Annotated in this window: 13 protein-coding genes; 5 read left to right on the forward strand and 8 right to left on the reverse strand. The window is 69.7% G+C overall.

What is annotated here, in order from left to right:
* Positions 1 to 19: 19 nt before the first annotated feature.
* Positions 20 to 922: a 4-(cytidine 5'-diphospho)-2-C-methyl-D-erythritol kinase gene (locus tag EJK15_RS13070; protein ID WP_138710664.1), complete on the reverse strand. Its 903-nt coding sequence runs from the start codon at positions 920 to 922 to the stop codon at positions 20 to 22.
* Between the two features lie 278 nt (positions 923 to 1,200).
* On the opposite strand from EJK15_RS13070, the gene EJK15_RS13075 reads away from it, so the two are divergent.
* Positions 1,201 to 2,001, forward strand: coding sequence for an arginase family protein (locus tag EJK15_RS13075; protein ID WP_240776949.1), 801 nt, complete (start codon positions 1,201 to 1,203; stop codon positions 1,999 to 2,001).
* Between the two features lie 21 nt (positions 2,002 to 2,022).
* On the opposite strand, the gene EJK15_RS13080 is transcribed toward EJK15_RS13075, so the two are convergent.
* Positions 2,023 to 2,541 carry an NlpC/P60 family protein gene (locus EJK15_RS13080; protein WP_171074271.1) on the reverse strand — a complete coding sequence of 173 codons (519 nt, stop codon included), beginning with the start codon at positions 2,539 to 2,541 and terminating at the stop codon, positions 2,023 to 2,025.
* 474 nt (positions 2,542 to 3,015) lie between these two features.
* Here EJK15_RS13080 and EJK15_RS13085 point away from each other — a divergent pair, with 474 nt between their 5' ends.
* Positions 3,016 to 4,221, forward strand: coding sequence for a S8 family peptidase (locus tag EJK15_RS13085; RefSeq protein ID WP_206060823.1), 1,206 nt, complete (start codon positions 3,016 to 3,018; stop codon positions 4,219 to 4,221).
* A gap of 181 nt (positions 4,222 to 4,402) precedes the next feature.
* Here EJK15_RS13085 and rsmA read toward each other — a convergent pair whose 3' ends face one another.
* Positions 4,403 to 5,242: a 16S rRNA (adenine(1518)-N(6)/adenine(1519)-N(6))-dimethyltransferase RsmA gene (gene rsmA / locus EJK15_RS13090; RefSeq protein WP_420847053.1), complete on the reverse strand. Its 840-nt coding sequence runs from the start codon at positions 5,240 to 5,242 to the stop codon at positions 4,403 to 4,405.
* 67 nt (positions 5,243 to 5,309) lie between these two features.
* On the opposite strand from rsmA, the gene EJK15_RS72725 reads away from it, so the two are divergent.
* Together EJK15_RS72725 and EJK15_RS70505 are read left to right on the forward strand one after the other, a co-directional pair.
* The gene (locus tag EJK15_RS72725) at positions 5,310 to 7,421 is read left to right on the forward strand and encodes a serine/threonine-protein kinase (protein WP_240776936.1); all 2,112 of its coding nucleotides are present in this window, start codon (positions 5,310 to 5,312) and stop codon (positions 7,419 to 7,421) included.
* Entirely contained in the window at positions 7,418 to 8,617 is a 1,200-nt protein-coding gene (locus tag EJK15_RS70505) for an FG-GAP repeat protein (protein ID WP_171074272.1), read from the forward strand. Before EJK15_RS72725 ends, EJK15_RS70505 begins: the two co-directional genes overlap by 4 nt.
* Before the next feature lie 74 nt (positions 8,618 to 8,691).
* On the opposite strand, the gene EJK15_RS13110 is transcribed toward EJK15_RS70505, so the two are convergent.
* The 4 genes from EJK15_RS13110 to EJK15_RS13125 all read right to left on the reverse strand — a co-directional run bounded on the left by EJK15_RS13110 (position 8,692) and on the right by EJK15_RS13125 (position 13,745).
* Positions 8,692 to 9,360, reverse strand: a complete 669-nt coding sequence (locus tag EJK15_RS13110) for a ubiquitin-like domain-containing protein (protein WP_138710669.1) — start codon at positions 9,358 to 9,360, stop codon at positions 8,692 to 8,694.
* Positions 9,361 to 9,459: 99 nt separating this feature from the next.
* Positions 9,460 to 10,314 carry a TatD family hydrolase gene (locus EJK15_RS13115; protein ID WP_240776937.1) on the reverse strand — a complete coding sequence of 285 codons (855 nt, stop codon included), beginning with the start codon at positions 10,312 to 10,314 and terminating at the stop codon, positions 9,460 to 9,462.
* Between the two features lie 83 nt (positions 10,315 to 10,397).
* The gene (gene metG / locus EJK15_RS13120; protein ID WP_138710671.1) at positions 10,398 to 12,179 is read right to left on the reverse strand and encodes a methionine--tRNA ligase; all 1,782 of its coding nucleotides are present in this window, start codon (positions 12,177 to 12,179) and stop codon (positions 10,398 to 10,400) included.
* A gap of 345 nt (positions 12,180 to 12,524) precedes the next feature.
* A complete protein-coding gene (locus EJK15_RS13125) occupies positions 12,525 to 13,745 on the reverse strand; it encodes a glycosyltransferase family 2 protein (RefSeq protein ID WP_171074273.1) in 1,221 nt (406 codons plus the stop codon).
* A gap of 99 nt (positions 13,746 to 13,844) precedes the next feature.
* Between EJK15_RS13125 and EJK15_RS13130 the strand changes: the two genes are divergently transcribed.
* The gene (locus EJK15_RS13130; protein WP_240776938.1) at positions 13,845 to 15,392 is read left to right on the forward strand and encodes a hypothetical protein; all 1,548 of its coding nucleotides are present in this window, start codon (positions 13,845 to 13,847) and stop codon (positions 15,390 to 15,392) included.
* Here EJK15_RS13130 and EJK15_RS13135 read toward each other — a convergent pair.
* Positions 15,328 to 16,914, reverse strand: a complete 1,587-nt coding sequence (locus EJK15_RS13135; protein ID WP_240776939.1) for a dolichyl-phosphate-mannose--protein mannosyltransferase — start codon at positions 16,912 to 16,914, stop codon at positions 15,328 to 15,330. The two genes, EJK15_RS13130 and EJK15_RS13135, sit on opposite strands and share 65 nt — an antisense overlap.
* Positions 16,915 to 16,920: the final 6 nt, after the last annotated feature.

A 16,920-nucleotide genomic window follows, 5' to 3' on the forward strand; every position in this document is an offset into this window, starting at 1 on the left:
GGACGGGGTGGTGGGCGGATCAGACGAGGGTGGCGCCGTGGACGGGGCCGTAGGCGGGTACAGCGGTATGGGCGGCGCCCGTGGTGGTCAGGCTGAGGGCCAGGTCGCGGGCGTGCAGGGCGTCGATGGCCAGGAAGGCGCAGGTCGGGCCCGAGCCGGAGACGATCGCTCCCAGGGCGCCATGCTGGCGGCCCGCGTCGAGGGTCGGGGCGAGCTCCGGGCGCAGGTTGAGGGCGGCGACCTGGAGGTCGTTGCTCAGGTGAGAGCCCAGGGCGTAGGCGTCGCCGGTGCCGAGGGCCTCCAGCAGCGAGTCGTTCGGCTGGGGCCAGGGCACGTCGGCGGCCTCGGCCTCGCGAAGACGGTCGCATTCGGCGTACACGCTGGCCGTGGAGAGGCCGCCGTTCGCCAGTGCGAACACCCAGTGGAAGGTGCCGCCGGTCGGCAGCTCGCTCAGTTGCTCACCCCGGCCGGTGCCGACGGCGGTGCCGCCGAGCAGGGAGAACGGGACGTCGCTGCCGAGGTCGCCCGCGATCTCCATGAGGTCGTCGAAGGGCAACCCGAGCCCCCAGAGCTCGTTGCACGCCACGAGAGCCCCTGCGGCGTCGGCGCTGCCTCCCGCCATCCCACCTGCCACGGGAATGTCCTTGTGGATGATCAGGTCGGCACCGTAGGTGCGACCGGCGTGCTTGGCGAGTGCGAGGGCGGCCCGGATCGCCAGGTTGCTGTCGTCGACCGGCACTTGGTCGGACCACTTCCCGGTCACCGACACGGTGATCGACTCGGACTCCTTCGCCACCACCTCGTCGAAGATCGATACGGCGTGGAAGACGTTGACCAGGTCGTGGTAGCCATCTTCCCTGAGCGGGCCGACAGAAAGCTGCACGTTGACCTTCGCGGGCACACGTACGGTCACCGAACTCATTGATCTTCTGCCACTTTCATCGCTTGCCGGGGTCAAGGACACTCGATGTTATCCGCGCAGGCAGCCCTGACATGCGGTTCTCGAAATATGACTTACGGAACGACCGATTCCCCAGCACGCAGAGTCAAGTTGGCGGTGGTTTGCCGCTCCCCTTATCGGTAACGACGAGTGACCCCACCGGCGTCCGATAGGTGGAATTCGATGGACGGGGCTGGCGTGCGATTGCCAACCTGGGAACGACGTTGGGGTTTCGGTCTAGGAGGGGCGCGTTGTCCGAGGTGACGGTTGTCGAGGTGCCGCAGTGGCGGGGGTCCGGGTCGCGTACGGCGGAGCGCCTTCGCGAGGGGGCTCGGCTGCTCGCCGACATGGTGGAAGGGGCTCGTCGGGTGTGTGTTGACGTCGATGACGACAGCCTGGTCACGACCGCGTCCAGGGTTCGTACGGCGCTCGCGGAGGCTCGGGACGGGCTGCTGATCACTGCCGGCGGGGACTGCGGGGTCGAGCTGGAACCTGTGGCGGCGGCCAGGAGGCGGTATGGCGATCGGCTGGTCGTGGTGTGGTTCGACGCCCATGGGGATTTGAACACGCCGGACTCGTCGTCCTCCGGGGCCTATCACGGGATGGTGCTGCGGGCGCTCACCGGGGACGGGCCTGAAGGGCTGGTGCCGGAGGTCCCGCTGGATCCGGGACGGATCGTGCTGGCAGGGGTGCGTGATCTTGATCCGCCTGAGGCGGCATTCGTCGCGGCCAAGGGGATTCGCCGGTTGGAGGTGGTGGATGCCGCGCCTCTCGTGGAGGCGATAGCGACTGCCGCGGCCGGCGGGTCCGCGGACGGTGACGCCGTCGTCTATGTGCATATCGACTTCGACGTGCTGGATCCGGAGGTCTTCCGGAGCGTGGGGTGCCCCACCCCTGGAGGGTTGCATCCTGAGCGGCTCCTGTCCTTGGTCGAGGCCATCGCCGAGCGGTTCGACGTCGTGGGGGTCGGGCTCATGGAGTATGAGCCTGCTCGGGATGAAGATCGGGAGCTGTTGTCCGGGCTCGTCGCGGGAGTGGTGGATGCTTGCGCTCGCAGGTGAAGGATCTCGAGGCGGGGACTCCTAGCCCGGGCGTACGGTGCCGCGGAAGGTGGTGCGGTAGTAGGGCGATGTGAGGAAGTTGGTCTTCTTGACCACGTCGCCGGTCTTGGGGGCGTGGATCATCAGGCCTCTTCCCAGGTAGAGGGCCACGTGGGTCGGGTCGCCCGTGCCGCCGCCGAAGAAGAGCAGGTCCCCCACGCGGCGCGCGCCGCGCGCGATCCTGCGGCCCTGGCGGAACTGGGTGCCCGTGTAGTGGCTGAGGGTCACGCCGGCTCTGGACCAGGCGTAGAGGGTGAGGCCGCTGCAGTCGAAGCCTCGTGTGCCCGCTCCTCTGCCTATGCCGATGGTGGGGCCCTTCGCGGAGCCTCCGCCCCAGGAGAAGGAGACGCCCAGTTGGTCGAGGGCGGCCGAGGCGGCGATCTCGCCCCGGGTCGGCTTCTCCTTCAGGACCGCGGCCTGGGCTGTGCCGGGGGATGCGGCGAGGCCTGTGAGGAACCCGCCGGTGGCGGTGAGCCAGAGCAGGACGGTGCGGTGGATCATGGTTGGCCTCCCGGGGTCCAGCCGTGGGTGGGTTGAGGAGGCCAGGATCGTGCGGCGGGGCGCGGCGGCGCGGGGCCGAATGCGGTTCTGTGGAGGACGTTGGGTTATCCACAATCGGCCGGGCTCGGAGATTGCGTGCACTGCATGGCCTGGCGCACCGAGGTCGGCGACGACGATCTGGCGCATGGAGGCATGAAATGTCGTGCCATCAGGGGATTTCGCGGATGTACGGGACCCTTGGGGAGGATTTCATGCTGGCTTGGAAGGCGGGCTACCCCTGCCCGGGCATCACCCTGATGCAAACCGGAGTATGGGCACGGTTGCGGCTTCACGATCCGTAGCAAGGGCTCGCCGATGGCGGCCCCGAACCCCCAACCCACCGCTGCGTCCGCAGCCGGGTCGGGGTTCGCTGCCGTGTCGGGATGCCGGATCCTTGCGACCGCCCCGCAGGGGCGGCGGGCAATCGGGGGAGACATGCCAGTAGGCAAGAAGTACTGCATCCTGCGCGATCTCGGCGGGGTGAGCATGGCCAGTCCGTTCGACTCGGCGCGACCGACGATCGGGCCGTTGATCGAGGTCGTCAGCGAGCCGCACGTGGAGGTCGCAGAGCTGGACAAACGCGAGATCCGCGAGCTGGCCCGCGACCCCGAGGTGCGGGCGGTGGCACCGGTGATGCCGACGAAGCTGATCCGGCCGGTGGAGATGGGAAACCACAGGGAGACCGGCGAGGCCTCCACCGGAGTCACCTGGGGCGTGAAGGCGGTGGGCGCCGACGTGTCACGGTGCTCGGGCGCGAACGTCGTCGTGTCCGTCCTGGACACCGGGATCGACGCCACGCACCCCGCCTTCAACGGGGTGAACCTGGTCCAGGAGGACTTCTCCGGCTCGGGCATCGGCGACAAGTTCGGCCACGGCACGCACTGCGCGGGCACGATCTTCGGCCGGGCGGTGGCGGGCACCCGCATCGGCGTCGCGCCCGGCGTGACGAAGGCGCTGATCGGCAAGGTCCTCGACGACAACGGGGGCGGCGACACCGAGATGCTGCTGCGCGGGATGGAATGGGCGCTGCACCAGGGCGCCCAGGTCATCTCGATGTCCATCGGCTACGACTTCCCCGGCTACGTGCAGTCCCTCATCGATTTTTTGGGACTGCGACCGGACGTCGCGACCTCCAAAGCCCTTGAGGCCTACCGCGCCAACCTGCGCCTCTTCGACGCGCTGATGCAGCTCATCGCCCGCCGTGAGGCGCTCGGGGAGGGCATCGTCGGCACGATCGTCACCGCCGCCGCGGGGAACGAGAGCTTCCGTCCCGAGTTCGAGATCGCCGTCGCGCTGCCGGCCGCCGCGGAGGGCGTGGTCTCGGTCGGCGCCCTGGAGCAGACGCCCAACGGCCTGGTGCCCGCCGTCTTCTCCAACACCTTCCCGCAGATCAGCGCACCGGGAGTGGACATCCTGTCCGCGGAGCTCGGCGGCGAACTGGTCGCCGCGTCCGGAACGAGCATGGCGACGCCGCACGTCGCCGGCGTGCTGGCCCTGTGGTGGGAGGAGGTCATGAAGTCGCCGGTGCCGGTGAAGGCCGCGACGGTCATGGCACGCATGCTCGCGCACGCCTCCGTCACACCGTTCGCTCCCAACATGGACATCGAGGACCGCGGAATCGGCATCGTCCGCGCCCCCTAGCCCGTCCTGACCACTGGAGGCCGGCGTCTCTTGCCGGTGCGGACGGCGACGTCGGCCCACCGGCGTCCACAGATGGCCTCTATTCTGCTGTGGATGGGAGGAAGCAGGGTGGGGGAGGTGGTGGATGACTGCCATGGCCAGAAGGCGGCGGGGGTGAGCCGCGCCTTCCCCTTCAGGGCCGTCAGGGCTTGAGTTCGGCTATGCGGGCGAAGGATGTGACGTCGAGTTGCTCGCCTCTGGCCGACGGGTCCACGCCGGCCGCCCGGAGTATGCGCTCCGCCTCGGCCGCGCTGCCCGCCCACGACGCCAGGGCAGCGCGGAGGGTCTTGCGGCGCTGGGCGAAGGCGGCGTCCACCACGGCGAACACCTGCTTGCGCGACGCCGACGTGGCGGGCGGTTCGCGGCGGGTGAGGGAGACGAGGCCGGAGTCGACGTTAGGGACGGGCCAGAAGACGGTACGGCCCACGGGGCCCGCCCTGCGTACGTCCGCATACCAGGCGGCCTTGACCGACGGCACCCCGTACACCTTCGAGCCGGGCCCCGCGGCGAGGCGGTCGGCCACCTCGGACTGCACCATGATCAGGCCCTTGCGCAGGGACGGGAGGACCTCCAGGACGTGCAGCACCACCGGGACGGCCACGTTGTACGGGAGGTTGGCGACCAGGGCCGTGGGGGTGAAGCCCGACAGATCGTCGAGTGTGATCTTCATGGCGTCGGCGTTGATGACCGTGAGCTTGTCGGACAGGCCGCGGTCGGCGACGGTGATGGGGAGCTGGGCGGCGAGCACCGGATCGATCTCGACGGCCACCACGTGCGCGGCGGACGGCAGCAGGGCTAGGGTGAGCGAGCCGAGCCCCGGCCCCACCTCTATGACCACGTCATCCGGCGACAGATCGGCCACGCGGACGATGCGCCGGACGGTCCCCGCGTCGATCACGAAGTTCTGGCCAAGCCTTTTTGTCGGACGAAGATTTAGCTTATCCGCCAAAATACGTATTTCTGCAGGGCCCAACAGCCTCATCATCCAACCAGTCTCCCGCATCGAAGAACCAGCGATGGCGGATGGGGAGACCAAAGGAGAGGATGGCGTGGAACAGGAAGGGACGTCCCTCATGGAGCCAACGGGCGCCGCGCCGCTCCGCCCGACGGATTTGCGGGAGATCGGGCCGTACCGGCTGCTGGGGCGACTCGGCGAGGGCGGTATGGGGACAGTGTTCCTCGCTCGGGCGCCGACGGGGCGCTTTGTCGCGCTCAAGGTCGTGAAGGCCGAGTTCGCCAATCAGGAGGGGTTCGCGGCCAGGTTCCATGCGGAGGTCGAGAACGCTCGCCGGGTGGCGTCGTTCTGCACGGCCCAGGTGCTGGACAACGGCAACACCGGGGACGGGCGGCCGTACATGGTGACCGAGTACATCGCGGGCACCCCCATGTCCGACCAGATTACGAAATATGGGGCTCTGGAGCCGGGGCCGTTGCACGGCGTGGGACTCGGGGTCGCGGCCGCGTTGGCCGCGATCCACGTGGCGGGGCTCGTGCACAGGGATCTGAAGCCCGCCAACGTGATCCTTTCGCTGTCGGGGCCGCGGGTGATCGACTTCGGGATCGCCAGGGCGCTCGACAGGGAGACGGGGTTCACGCTTTCCGGGGAGCTGCTGGGCAGTCCCGGGTGGTGGGCGCCCGAGCAGGTACGCGGTGAGGCGGTCAGCCCGGCGGTCGACATCTTCGCCTGGGGCTGCCTGGTGGCGTACGCGGGTAACGGGCGGCACCCGTTCGGCCGGGGCGACCCCATCACGCTGGCCTCCCGCGTGCTGAACACCCCGCCGGACCTGGGTGCGCTGCCCGCGCCGCTGAACGAGCTGGTACGGCGGGCCACCTCGATGGATCCCGCGCTGCGTCCGACGGCGCAGGAGCTGCTGATCGCGCTGGTGGGCGGCAGTGCGCCGGCGGTCTCGGCCAATCCGCCCACCCTGGTCGCGACCGACATGCTCAGCGACTGGCAGCCGCCGCAGAACGTCGTCGACGAGCCCGACATCACGGCGACGTTCAGCACTCCGCCGCCGAGCGACACCATGGGCAAGGCGCCCAGCAGGCCAGGCGTTCCTGGCACGTCCGGCGTTCCTGGCGCCTCCGGCGTTCCTGGCACGTCCGGCGTTCCTGGCGCCTCCGGCGTGCCTGGCACGTCCGGCGTTCCTGGCGCCGGCAAGGGCCCCGGCAGCTCCGGTGCACCGGCGGGCGGGCCGGGCGGGCCCGGCCCCTCGAATGCGCCGGGCGTGCCGCGGCAGGGCCAGCCGTCCATCGAGGAGCGGGCGCGCGAGGAGGAGCAGGCGGCCAAGGAGGAGCTGGCCCGGTGGCCCGCCCAGGCACAGGGCAAAGCACCAGGTCAGGAGCGGCCACGGCTGCGCGGGCTGTTACGGAGGGACGATCGGAAGAAGGAGCGGCAGGCTCCCCCCGGAGGGCGGGAACCCCAGACTCAGCTGCCGCAGACGGCTCCCGGAGTGCCAGAGCCCCAGCTACGGCGAGGAAGCCTCGCAGCTCAGGTGCGGCCGCCGACGTTGCCCGGACACGAGCAATTACGGCAGATGGGGCATTCCGAGCAGCGCGCCGTCGACACCCAGCCCGGCGAGCAGGGCGTACCGGGCGCCCCGGAGCTGCTCCCGAGCGAGCCCGACACCATCGGCGGGACGAGGACCCCGGGCACCCGGTGGCTCATCGCCGCCGCGGCGGCGGTGCTGGCCATCGTCGTCACGGGTGCCGTGCTGATCGTCACGTCCGGCCGGAACACCGTCACCTCCGGCCCCGGCAACCCCTCCCAGGCCGCCGCCACGGCCCGTCCCAACGACGTGGGCCGCAGGTTCCCGCTGGGCAACGCGTTCGACGACCCGATCGCGATCGTCGCGGCGGCTCCCGAGTGCGGGCTGAAGGAGTACGAGGGCAAGACCGCGACCCAGGGCCAGCTCTGCGTGATCCGCTGGACGATGCTCAACCCGGGCGGCGAGCGCCGGGTGCTGATCCAGCCGGTCGTCACCATGGTCGACGACCGCGGCGGCGAGCACGACCCGGCCGCCGTCACACTGCCCCCGGCCATCCTGCCGGGCGCCCGGGTCGACAGCGCCTTCGTGTTCGACCTGGCCAGCTACCGCACGCCGGTGAAGCTGACGGCGACCATGCTCGAGAACGGCAAGCAGATCGAGGTGGCGTTGTGAGGATTCGAGCCACGCTCATCGCGTTCCTGCTCGCCACCGGCGCGCCGCTGCTGCCGGCCTCCACCGCCACCGCGGCGGCCTGCGCCGGGGCCGCCGACTTCGACGGTGACGGCGTGGACGACGTGGCGGTGGGCGACCCGTTCGCGGACGACCAGAAGGGCGCCGTGCACGTGCTGTCCGGCGGCAAGGTGGTCCCCGTCTCCGTGCCCGGCCTGGTCAGGGGCGATGCCTTCGGCTGGTCGGCACGCCTGGCGAAGGTCAACGGCGACGCCTGCGCCGACCTGGTGATCGGCGCCCCGTACGCGGATGTGGACGGCACCGAGGACGCCGGGGCCGCGTACGTCGTCTACGGCGGCGGCGCCACGCCCCCGCAGCGCCTGACCGCCCCGCAGCCGCAACGGTTCGCGCACTTCGGCTGGTCGCTGGCGACGCGGGGGGATCTGGTGGCGATCAGCGCGCCGTACGAGGACGAGTCGCAACTCCTCGACGTGGGCGCTCTCTACGTGCGCAGGGGCACGGGCGAGCTGCGCAGGATCAGTCAGGAGACCGTGGACGTACGCGGCAACAGCGAGGTGGGCGACCAGTTCGGCTGGTCGATGGCGTTCGGGCCGAAGAACGGCCTCGTCGTCGGCGTCCCTTACGAGAACGACGACGGCGCGGGCCGCCAGGTCGAGGCAGGAAAGATCGACTCGGGCTCGGTCGTGTTCATCGACGACGTGCTGGCCGCCGAGATCACGAGCCTGAAGCTGGACTCGCCGACCAACGCCTCGGGCGACAGGTACGGCTACGCGGTGGCGTACTCCGAGGGCTCCGGCTACGCGGTGAGCTCTCCGGGCCCCGGCTACGTGCAGCTGCTCAACCCCGCCAGGAAGCCGATCAGAACGGTGACGCAGGGCGGTAAGCAGGCGTTCGGGTTCTCGCTGGCCGGGTCGGCGGACGGCAGGCTGGCCATCGGCGCCCCGTACGGCGGCGGCGTCCGCATCGTGTCGTGGAAGAGCGCCGCCGAGGACCGGCGGGTGCCGGGAGGCGACGGGCTGTTCGGCTGGTCGGTGGCGTTCAGCGGCAACAAGCTGTTCGTGGGGCAGCCGGACGCGCAGCCGTACGGGAAGGTCGCGGTGGCCGGGCGGAACGCCGAGGCCCTCGATCCGCTCCAGCCGCCCAAGGGCGCCGACTTCGGGGTGTCGGTGTCCGGCTGACCGAAGCAGGGGGCGCTCCGGGCTGTACGCCTGCGGGTCAGCCCGGGCCTCGCACGCGGCCGGCGCCCGCCGGTTCAGCGTGCGACGGCCGGCTGGACCGGCACGGTACGCGGCGGGGTGACCGTGATGACCGTGCCGTCCTTGGGGAAGCTGCCGAGCGGCGGGCTCACCTGATAGCCGTCGCCCAGGTCGATTCGCTTCTGGCGGAGCACCTCGCGTACCGTGCGGGCGGTGGTGCGGGAGGTGAGCCGGGTGGCGCCGGCGACCACGTACACCTTGCGCTTGGTGTCGACGGTGAGTGACATTCCGGACAGCGGCACCTTCCCGTCGCGGGGTGCGGAGATCTTGCCGGCCGCCGGGGCGATGTCGAGCTCGGCGAGGGCGTCGCCGACGTTCGTGCTGGTGACCAGATGTTCGGTGGTCCGGCCGTCCACGGTCAGGGTGATGGGGCGGGCGCGGCGTACCTCGATCCTGGTTCCGTCGGACACGTCCTCCTGCGCCGCCGGACGTACGACGTCGCCGAAGTCCAGCGACACCCCGGCGTCGCCGAGCGCCTCGTGTACGGTCCCGGCGAAGCTGCGTACCGCCATGGGTTCGCCGTCGACGACCACGACCACGTCCTTGGCCAGGACCGACACGGCGACGAGCGCGCCCACCGCAACGGCCCCGGCCAGGCACACCACCGGCGTCCACGGGGAGCGCCACGGGATCGGGGGACGCGGCGCACGTCTCCTGCCTCGCACGAACCACCTCCGGTAACATGCCACCTGAGATGACGGAACGTAACTGTACGAACGCTATCCGTGTCCACGGCCTCTATCCACCGGTTCACCAAAAGATGGTCACCACTCGCCGAAGACCGTGACCCCGTTGGTGCTGATCGCCGCGCACAACTGGTCCGGATGGATGCCTTTGACCTCGGCCAGGCAGCGCAGGGTGAGCGGAATCAGGTAGGGGGCGTTGGGCTTGCCGCGGTGCGGGACCGGCGGCAGGTAGGGGGCGTCGGTCTCGACCAGCATGAGCTCCGCGGGGGCCACGGCGGCGGCCTCGCGGAGGTAGGCGGCGTTCTTGTACGTCACAGGGCCGGAGAACGACATGAAATATCCAGCTTCAACACACTTTTTCGCCATTTCGGCGTCGCCCGAGAAGCTGTGGAACACGACCTTCTCCGGCGCCCCCTCCCCGGCCAGCACCTTCAGCACGTCGTCGTGCGCGTCGCGGTCGTGGATGACCAGCGCTTTGCCGGTGCGCTTGGCGATCTCGATGTGCGCCCGGAAACTGGCGTGCTGGTCGTCCTTGCTCGCCCAGTCGCGGTAGTAGTCGAGCCCGGTCTCCCCCACCGCCCGCACCTCGGGCCGTCCGGCCAGCGCCTCGATCTCGGCCAGCACCTCGGGGGTCGCCTCGTGCGCCTCGTTCGGGTGGATCGCCACCCCGGCGTAAACGCCTTCCTGCTCCGCCGCCACCTCGGCGTTCCACCGGGACGATCTCAGGTCGTAGCCGATCGTGACGAGCCGTGACACGCCGACCGCCCTGGCGTCCTCCAGGATGCTGCGTACGGTGACCGCCGCCGCTTGCGCGGCCTGCGCCACCGGATCCCCCGACGACGCCTGCCGGTTGCCGACCATGATGTCGAGGTGGCAGTGACTGTCGAACACAGGTGCGGAAAGCGGCTCTGGGGCGGCGGGAATCTTGCTCACGCCATCTAAGGTAGCCGTCATGCGCTCCACCACCCGCGCGCAGGGGCGTGCGGGTGGCGCCATCAGCCTCAAGGACTATGAGGTCAGTCGGCCAGCCGGGCCAGCTCCTCGTCCACGACCTTCGGGTCGAGCTTCTTGAACAGCGGCACCGGCGGGGCGAGCGGCGTGCCCGCCTTGATCGGCCGGTGCTCCCAGCGGGCCGCCCCGTCGTACTCGCCGGTGATCACCGGGTAGGGCGTGCCGCCGTCCTCGTCGACCTCGCGGATCTCCGGCATGCCCGACCACACGTCCTCGCCGCCGAGCATGGCGTAGACCTTGTTGGAGGAGTTGGGCAGGAACGGCGTGAGCATCGTCTTGGCGTCGTCGACCACCTGCAGCGCGACGTGCAGGATCGACTTCTGCCGCTCGGGGTCGTCCTTGAGCTTCCACGGCTCCTGCTCGGCCAGGTATTTGTTGGCCTCGCGGACCACGTCGAACGCCTCGGTGATGGCGTTCTTGAACCTCGACCTGTTCAGCTCCGCGCCCACCGAGCCGAACGTGTTGCGCGAGCGCTCCAGCAGCGCCCGGTCGGCGTCGGTCAGGTCGCCGGCCTCGGGCACGGCGCCGAAGTTCTTCGCCGCCATCGAGATCGACCGGTTGACCAGATTGCCCCAGGCCGCGACCAGCTCGCCGTTGTTGCGGTTGACGAACTCCTGCCAGGTGAAGTCGGTGTCCTGAGTCTCCGGGCCGGCCACGGAGATGTAGTAGCGCAGCGCGTCGGCGTCGTAGCGCTCGAGGAAGTCGCGCACGTAGATGACGACCTGGCGGGAGGAGGAGAACTTCCTGCCCTCCATCGTCAGGAACTCGCTGGAGACCACCTCGGACGGCACGTCGAGCGCGCCGAGGGAGCCCGGCGTGCCGCCGCGGTCGCCCTGCCCGCTGTAGCCGAGCAGCATCGCCGGCCAGATCTCGGCGTGGAAGACGATGTTGTCCTTGCCCATGAAGTAGTAGCCGCGCGCGTCGGGATTCTGCCACCACTGGCGCCATGCGTCGGGATCGCCGGAGCGCCTGGCCCACTCGATGGAGGCCGACAGGTAGCCGATGACGGCGTCGAACCACACGTAGAGCCGTTTGTTGGGCTGGTCGCGCCAGCCGTCGAGCGGGATCGGCACGCCCCAGTCGAGGTCGCGGCTGATCGCCCGCGGCTGCAGGTCGCCCAGCAGGTTGAGGGCGAACTTCAGCACGTTGGGCCGCCACTCGCCCTGCTTGGACTGCAGGTAGGAGCCGATCACCTCGGCGAAGGCGGGCAGGTCGAGCATGAAGTGCTCGGTCTCGGCGAAGACCGGGGTCTCGCCGTTGATGCGGCTCTTGGGGTTGATCAGGTCGATCGGGTCGAGCTGGTTGCCGCAGTTGTCGCACTGGTCGCCGCGCGCGCCGTCGTAACCGCAGATGGGGCAGGTGCCCTCGATGTAGCGGTCGGGCAGCGTGCGGCCGGTCGAGGGCGAGATCGCGCCCATCGTGGTCTTGGGAAAGATGTAGCCGTTGTCGTAGAGACCCTTGAAGATCTCCTGCGTGACGGCGTAGTGGTTCTTCGTGGAGGTCCTGGTGAACAGGTCGTATGCCAGGCCCAGGCCGGTGAGGTCCTCGGCGATGACCCGGTTGTAGCGGTCGGCCAGCTCCCTGGCGCTGACGCCTTCCTTGTCGGCCTGCACCTGGATGGGCGTGCCGTGCTCGTCGGTGCCGGACACCATCAGCACCTTGTTGCCCGCCATCCGCTGGTAGCGGCTGAAGACGTCGGACGGCACGCCGAACCCGGAGACGTGCCCGATATGACGGGGGCCGTTAGCGTACGGCCACGCGACGGCGGTCAAGATGTGCTGGGACATATTCCTAAGCCTACGGGGATCCCCGTCCCCCTCGGACCGATTCCCAGTCCTCAACACGCGCCCACATGACTACCCGCCGCCCTCCCGTGCACAGCCCCATCCGGCCCGCGGTGCTGCCGTGGTGGCAAGGCGCGGTGGTATGGGGTGATACCGCTGTTGTCGTCCGGGCACGGGGTATCCAAGTGTCCGGATGTGCGGCTGACGCGCACCGGGGTGGGCCACGGACCTGGGCCAAGAATGCGCGCCGTAACGGCGGCGCGCCACTGACCGGTCAGCGGCCGTTCCCCTGGACAGACGCGAGCCGGCGACGGCGGGTGGCCGACCACGGCAACGCGTAAAGGATGGTTATCGTTTGGATTTTTCGCGGGAGATCGCCTCGGCCGCCTCTTCAGCGGCGGCGGCGGCGCGATCAAAGAGCGTCTCCCGGGTGCGGCGGATGCCGAGGATGCTGACGAAGAGCGAGGCGAAGATCGTCTGGAAGCTCACGATCAGCGCCGTGGCCGACGGCACCACCAGCCGCAGCGACTCGCGCGGGTCCAGCTCGCCGAAGCTGCGCACCTGCCAGTGCGCCAGCGACATCACCAGCCCCACCAGGCCGGCCAGCGCCAGCAGCCCACCGACGACGAGCCCCTTCTCCAGGGTCACGATGTCGATGATCTTGCGGATCCGCGGCGACTCCGGCAGGAACCCCTCCTCTGCCGCGTACACCTTCGTGAACAGCGCGAACAGCGCCGCCTGGAAGCCGATCACCACCAGCGCCGACGTGCCGACCAGGGTGTCGACGTCGAAGGCCAGCTCGCCGATCTCCACCGGCCCGAAGGTCAGCGCGGTCCCCGCCACCAGGCCGATGATCATCATGACCACGCCCGGGTAGAAGAACAGCCACTTCGGGCTGTAGAGCAGCAGGAAGCGCAGGTGGCGCCAGCCGTCGCGCCAGGAGCGCAGGTGCGGCGGGCGGGAGCGGCCGTCGGGCGAGAGCGTCGTGGGCACCTCGCGCACGTCGAGCCCGGACAGCGTGGAGCGGACCACCATCTCGGAGGCGAACTCCATGCCGCCGGTCTGCAACTGCAGCTTCAGGATCGAGTCGCGCCGGAAACCGCGCAGGCCGCAGTGGAAGTCGCCGATCGCCGACGGGAAGAACAGCCGGCCGACGAACGACAGCACCGGGTTGCCCAGGTAGCGGTGCAGCGGAGGCATGGCGCCGGGGGCGATGCCGCCCTTGAACCGGTTGCCCATGACCAGGTCGGCGCCGTCGCGCAGCTGCTCGACGAACGCCAGCAGCGAGGTGAAGTCGTAGGAGTCGTCGGCGTCGCCCATGATGACGTATTTGCCGCGCGCCGCCCTGATGCCGCCCATGAGGGCGTTTCCGTAGCCCTTCTCGTCGACGTGGACCACGCGGGCTCCGGCGTCGCGGGCGAGCTGTTGAGAGCCGTCCGTGCTGCCGTTGTCGGCGATCAGGACCTCGCCCTCGATGCCGTGCTCCTCCATGCACGCCAGTGCCTTGCGTACACAGACTTCCACGGTCTCCGCCTCGTTGAGGCAGGGCATGACCACCGTCAGTTCCACGCGTCTACCCTTCAGTTAAGGCTATTCCAGTGAACCATCATGCACTGTGCCCGAGCCTGCTCGGGTCAAGACCCAAAAACGACTGGCATTCTTTACAGCATGGTGAGCGCCGCGGAGATTACCCATGTGGACCACTCCGCTCCTGGCCGCGCAGCGCGCGCGCTGTCCTTCGTGCGCCGGCATCAGGTGTTCGCCGCGGCCTTCGGTGTCGGCGCCGTGCTGCGGCTCATCACCATGCTCGGCTACGGCCCGGCCATGTGGTTCAACGACTCCTACGAGTACGTCTCGGTGGCGCTGCACCCGCGGCCGCATCCGATCCGGCCGGACGGCTACAGCTTCTGGCTGATGTTGCTCAAGCCGTTCCACAGCTTCGCCTTGGTGAGCTTCACGCAGCACCTGATGGGCCTGGCCACGGCGTGCCTGATCTACGCGCTGCTGCGGATCAAGTTCAGGTTGCCGAAGTGGGGCGCCACGCTGGCGGCGGCGCCGGTGCTGTTCGACGCCTACCAGATCCAGCTCGAGCAGATGGTGATGTCGGACACGATGTTCACGCTGCTCGTGGTCGGGGTGATCACGCTGGTGCTGTGGAAGCGGCGGCTGTCGTGGCAGGCGGGCGCGGTCGTCGGCTTCCTGCTGGCGCTGACGTGGCTGACGCGCTCGATCGGCCTGCCGATCCTCGCTTTGGTGGTGCTTTACCTGCTGGTCAAGCGGACGGGCTGGCGGCCGATCGCAGCGGTGATCACGGCGTGCGCCATTCCCGTGATGGCGTACATGGGCTGGTTCGCCTCCGCGCACGGCAAGTTCGCGATGACCAACAGCGACGGTCTCATCCTCTACATGCGCACGGCGATCTTCGCCGACTGCGGCAAGATGAAGATCGACAAGTACAAAGAGGTGCAGCTCCTGCTGCTGTGCATCAACGACCCGGTCAGCCAGCGCAAGGACTACGCGCAGTGGTACCTGTGGGGCCAGGGCAACGGCGACGGCACGGGCACCGGCGAGGTGCTGCACCGGTGGGGCATCAACAAGAAGTGGAGCGAGATCACCAACGACGCGGCCAGCGCGTTCGCCACGCGGGCGATCCTGTCGCAGCCCGGCGACTACCTGCAGGTGGTCGTGCGTGACTTCTTCCGCTCGTTCCACTGGTCGCGGCCGATGTTCCCGGATCCGTCGACGTACGGCATGTACGAGTTCAAGCCCTACTACGAGATCGACGACAACGGCCAGCCCAAGCGGCTGCCGAAGTGGTCGTCGTTCCAGGGCGGCCGGACCGACACCGACGCGTTCAGCTACGAGCAGGGCCCGCCGGAGACGCGGATCGTGCACCCGTGGGCCGACATCATGAGCGGCTATCAGAAGGTGGTCCGCCTGCCCGGCATCGTGCTCGGCGGGATCCTGCTGATCGGCCTGTACGGCGTCGTGGTGCGGTGGCGCAAGTTCGGCGGCCCGGTGGTGCTGCCGTGGCTGGGCGCGGTCGGGCTGCTGCTGGCACCGGCGGCGACGGCGGAGTTCGACTACCGGTATGTGCTTCCGGTCGTGCCGCTGGCCTGCATCGCGGCGGCGATCACGCTGCGCCGCGGCGTCACTTGGGTGCGGCGGTCACCCAAGAGCGCATCAGCATCCGAGCCCACCACTCTGCCTGTGTGATCGTCTCGGCGGTCAGCACCGGATAGAGCCACCAGAAATTGATCAGCACGATGAGCGCGAACGCCCCCACCGCCGCGGCCCCGGTCGCCCGCCGGGCCGCGGGAGCGCTCTCTTTACCGAGGACGAGCCCCGCGAGCAGCACGACCGACAGCACCATGAACGGCAAGACGGGGATCATGTAGAAGAGGTACATCGTGCGGTTGTCGGCGATGGCGTAGTAGAACCACGGCAGCCAGCCGGCCGCGAACCCCAGCAGCGTCGCCCCCGCCCGCCAGTCGCGCGAGGAGACGTACCAGGCGATGAGGCCGACCATCGCGAGCGCGGCGCCGTACCAGAGGGCCGGGGTGCCGACGCCCAGCACGGCCTGGGAGCATTTGTCGGCCCCGCACGCCGACGGCGGCAGGTTCGACGGGTAGTGGAACGAGACAGGCCGCAGCAGCAGCGGCCACTGCCAGGGCTCCGACATGTACGGGTGGTATTCGTGCAGGCCGCTGTGGTAGCCGAGCACCTGGCTCTGGTAGGCGAGCCACGACCGCACCGAGTCCAGCACGAAGAACCCCGGCCCCGACGCGGTGGCCTGCTCCCAGTTGCGCCCCCAGCCCCCGGCGCCGGCGAACCAGCCCGTCCAGCTCGCCACGAACACCGCGGCGGGCGCGAGCGCCATCGAGCCGAGGCCGCCGGGCAGGTCGTACGACAGCGCCCCACGGTACGGCTGCCGCAGCCCCAGCGCCCGCCTGGCCCCCATGTCCCACATCAGGCTGAGGACCGCGAACGCGACCAGGAAGAAGATCCCCGACCACTTCACCGCGCACGCGGCGCCCAGGCAGGCCCCGGCCGCCAGCCGCCACGGCCTGAGCCCGAGCCGCGGGCCCAGCTCGGTGATCGGCGCGCTCTCGTACCAGCCGACCAGCCGCCCTCGCGCCCAGTCCCGGTCGGCCACCAGGCACGCGAACCCGGCCAGCACCCAGAACATCAGGAAGATGTCCAGCAGCGCCGTCCGCGACAGCACCAGGTGCAGCCCGTCGAGCGCCAGCAGCAGCCCGCCCAGGCAGCCGAGCAGCGTCGAGCGCGTCATCCGGCGCGCCACCCGGGCCATGAGCAGGATGGACAGCGTGCCCACCAGGGCGGCGGCGAAGCGCCAGCCGAACGGGTTCATGCCGAACAGCCACTCGCCGACGCCGATCATCCATTTGCCCAGCGGCGGATGCGCCACGAACGAGGCGCAGTCGTCGGGCTCGGGGCACTGCTTGAAGATGTCGAGGTTGCCTGCCATCAGGCGCTTGTCGGCGATGGGGTCCTTGGCGTTGCCCAGCATGGTGCGTTCGACGCCGTGCGTGAGCAGCGAGTACGCGTCCTTGACGTAGTAGGTCTCGTCGAAGACCACGGCCTTGGGCTCATCGAGCCTGACGAAGCGCAGGATGCCGCCGAAGAGCGCCACCAGGAGCGGCCCGGCCCAGCCCAGCAGCGGGGATCCCTGGATCGGCGGGACCAGCCGTTGCGGCGAAACCCCCCAGTTCCTCACGATGCG

Source organism: Nonomuraea basaltis (assembly GCF_005893125.1).
Taxonomy (GTDB): domain Bacteria; phylum Actinomycetota; class Actinomycetes; order Streptosporangiales; family Streptosporangiaceae; genus Nonomuraea; species Nonomuraea basaltis.

Bases quoted from the DNA above. Each gene is read 5' to 3' on its own strand.
- EJK15_RS13070 (WP_138710664.1), bottom strand. From the start codon at position 922: ATGAGTTCGGTGACCGTACGTGTGCCCGCGAAGGTCAACGTGCAGCTT.
- EJK15_RS13080 (WP_171074271.1), bottom strand. From the start codon at position 2,541: ATGATCCACCGCACCGTCCTGCTCTGGCTCACCGCCACCGGCGGGTTC.
- EJK15_RS13085 (WP_206060823.1), top strand. From the start codon at position 3,016: ATGCCAGTAGGCAAGAAGTACTGCATCCTGCGCGATCTCGGCGGGGTG.
- rsmA (WP_420847053.1), bottom strand. From the start codon at position 5,242: ATGAGGCTGTTGGGCCCTGCAGAAATACGTATTTTGGCGGATAAGCTA.
- metG (WP_138710671.1), bottom strand. From the start codon at position 12,179: ATGTCCCAGCACATCTTGACCGCCGTCGCGTGGCCGTACGCTAACGGC.
- EJK15_RS13130 (WP_240776938.1), top strand. From the start codon at position 13,845: ATGGTGAGCGCCGCGGAGATTACCCATGTGGACCACTCCGCTCCTGGC.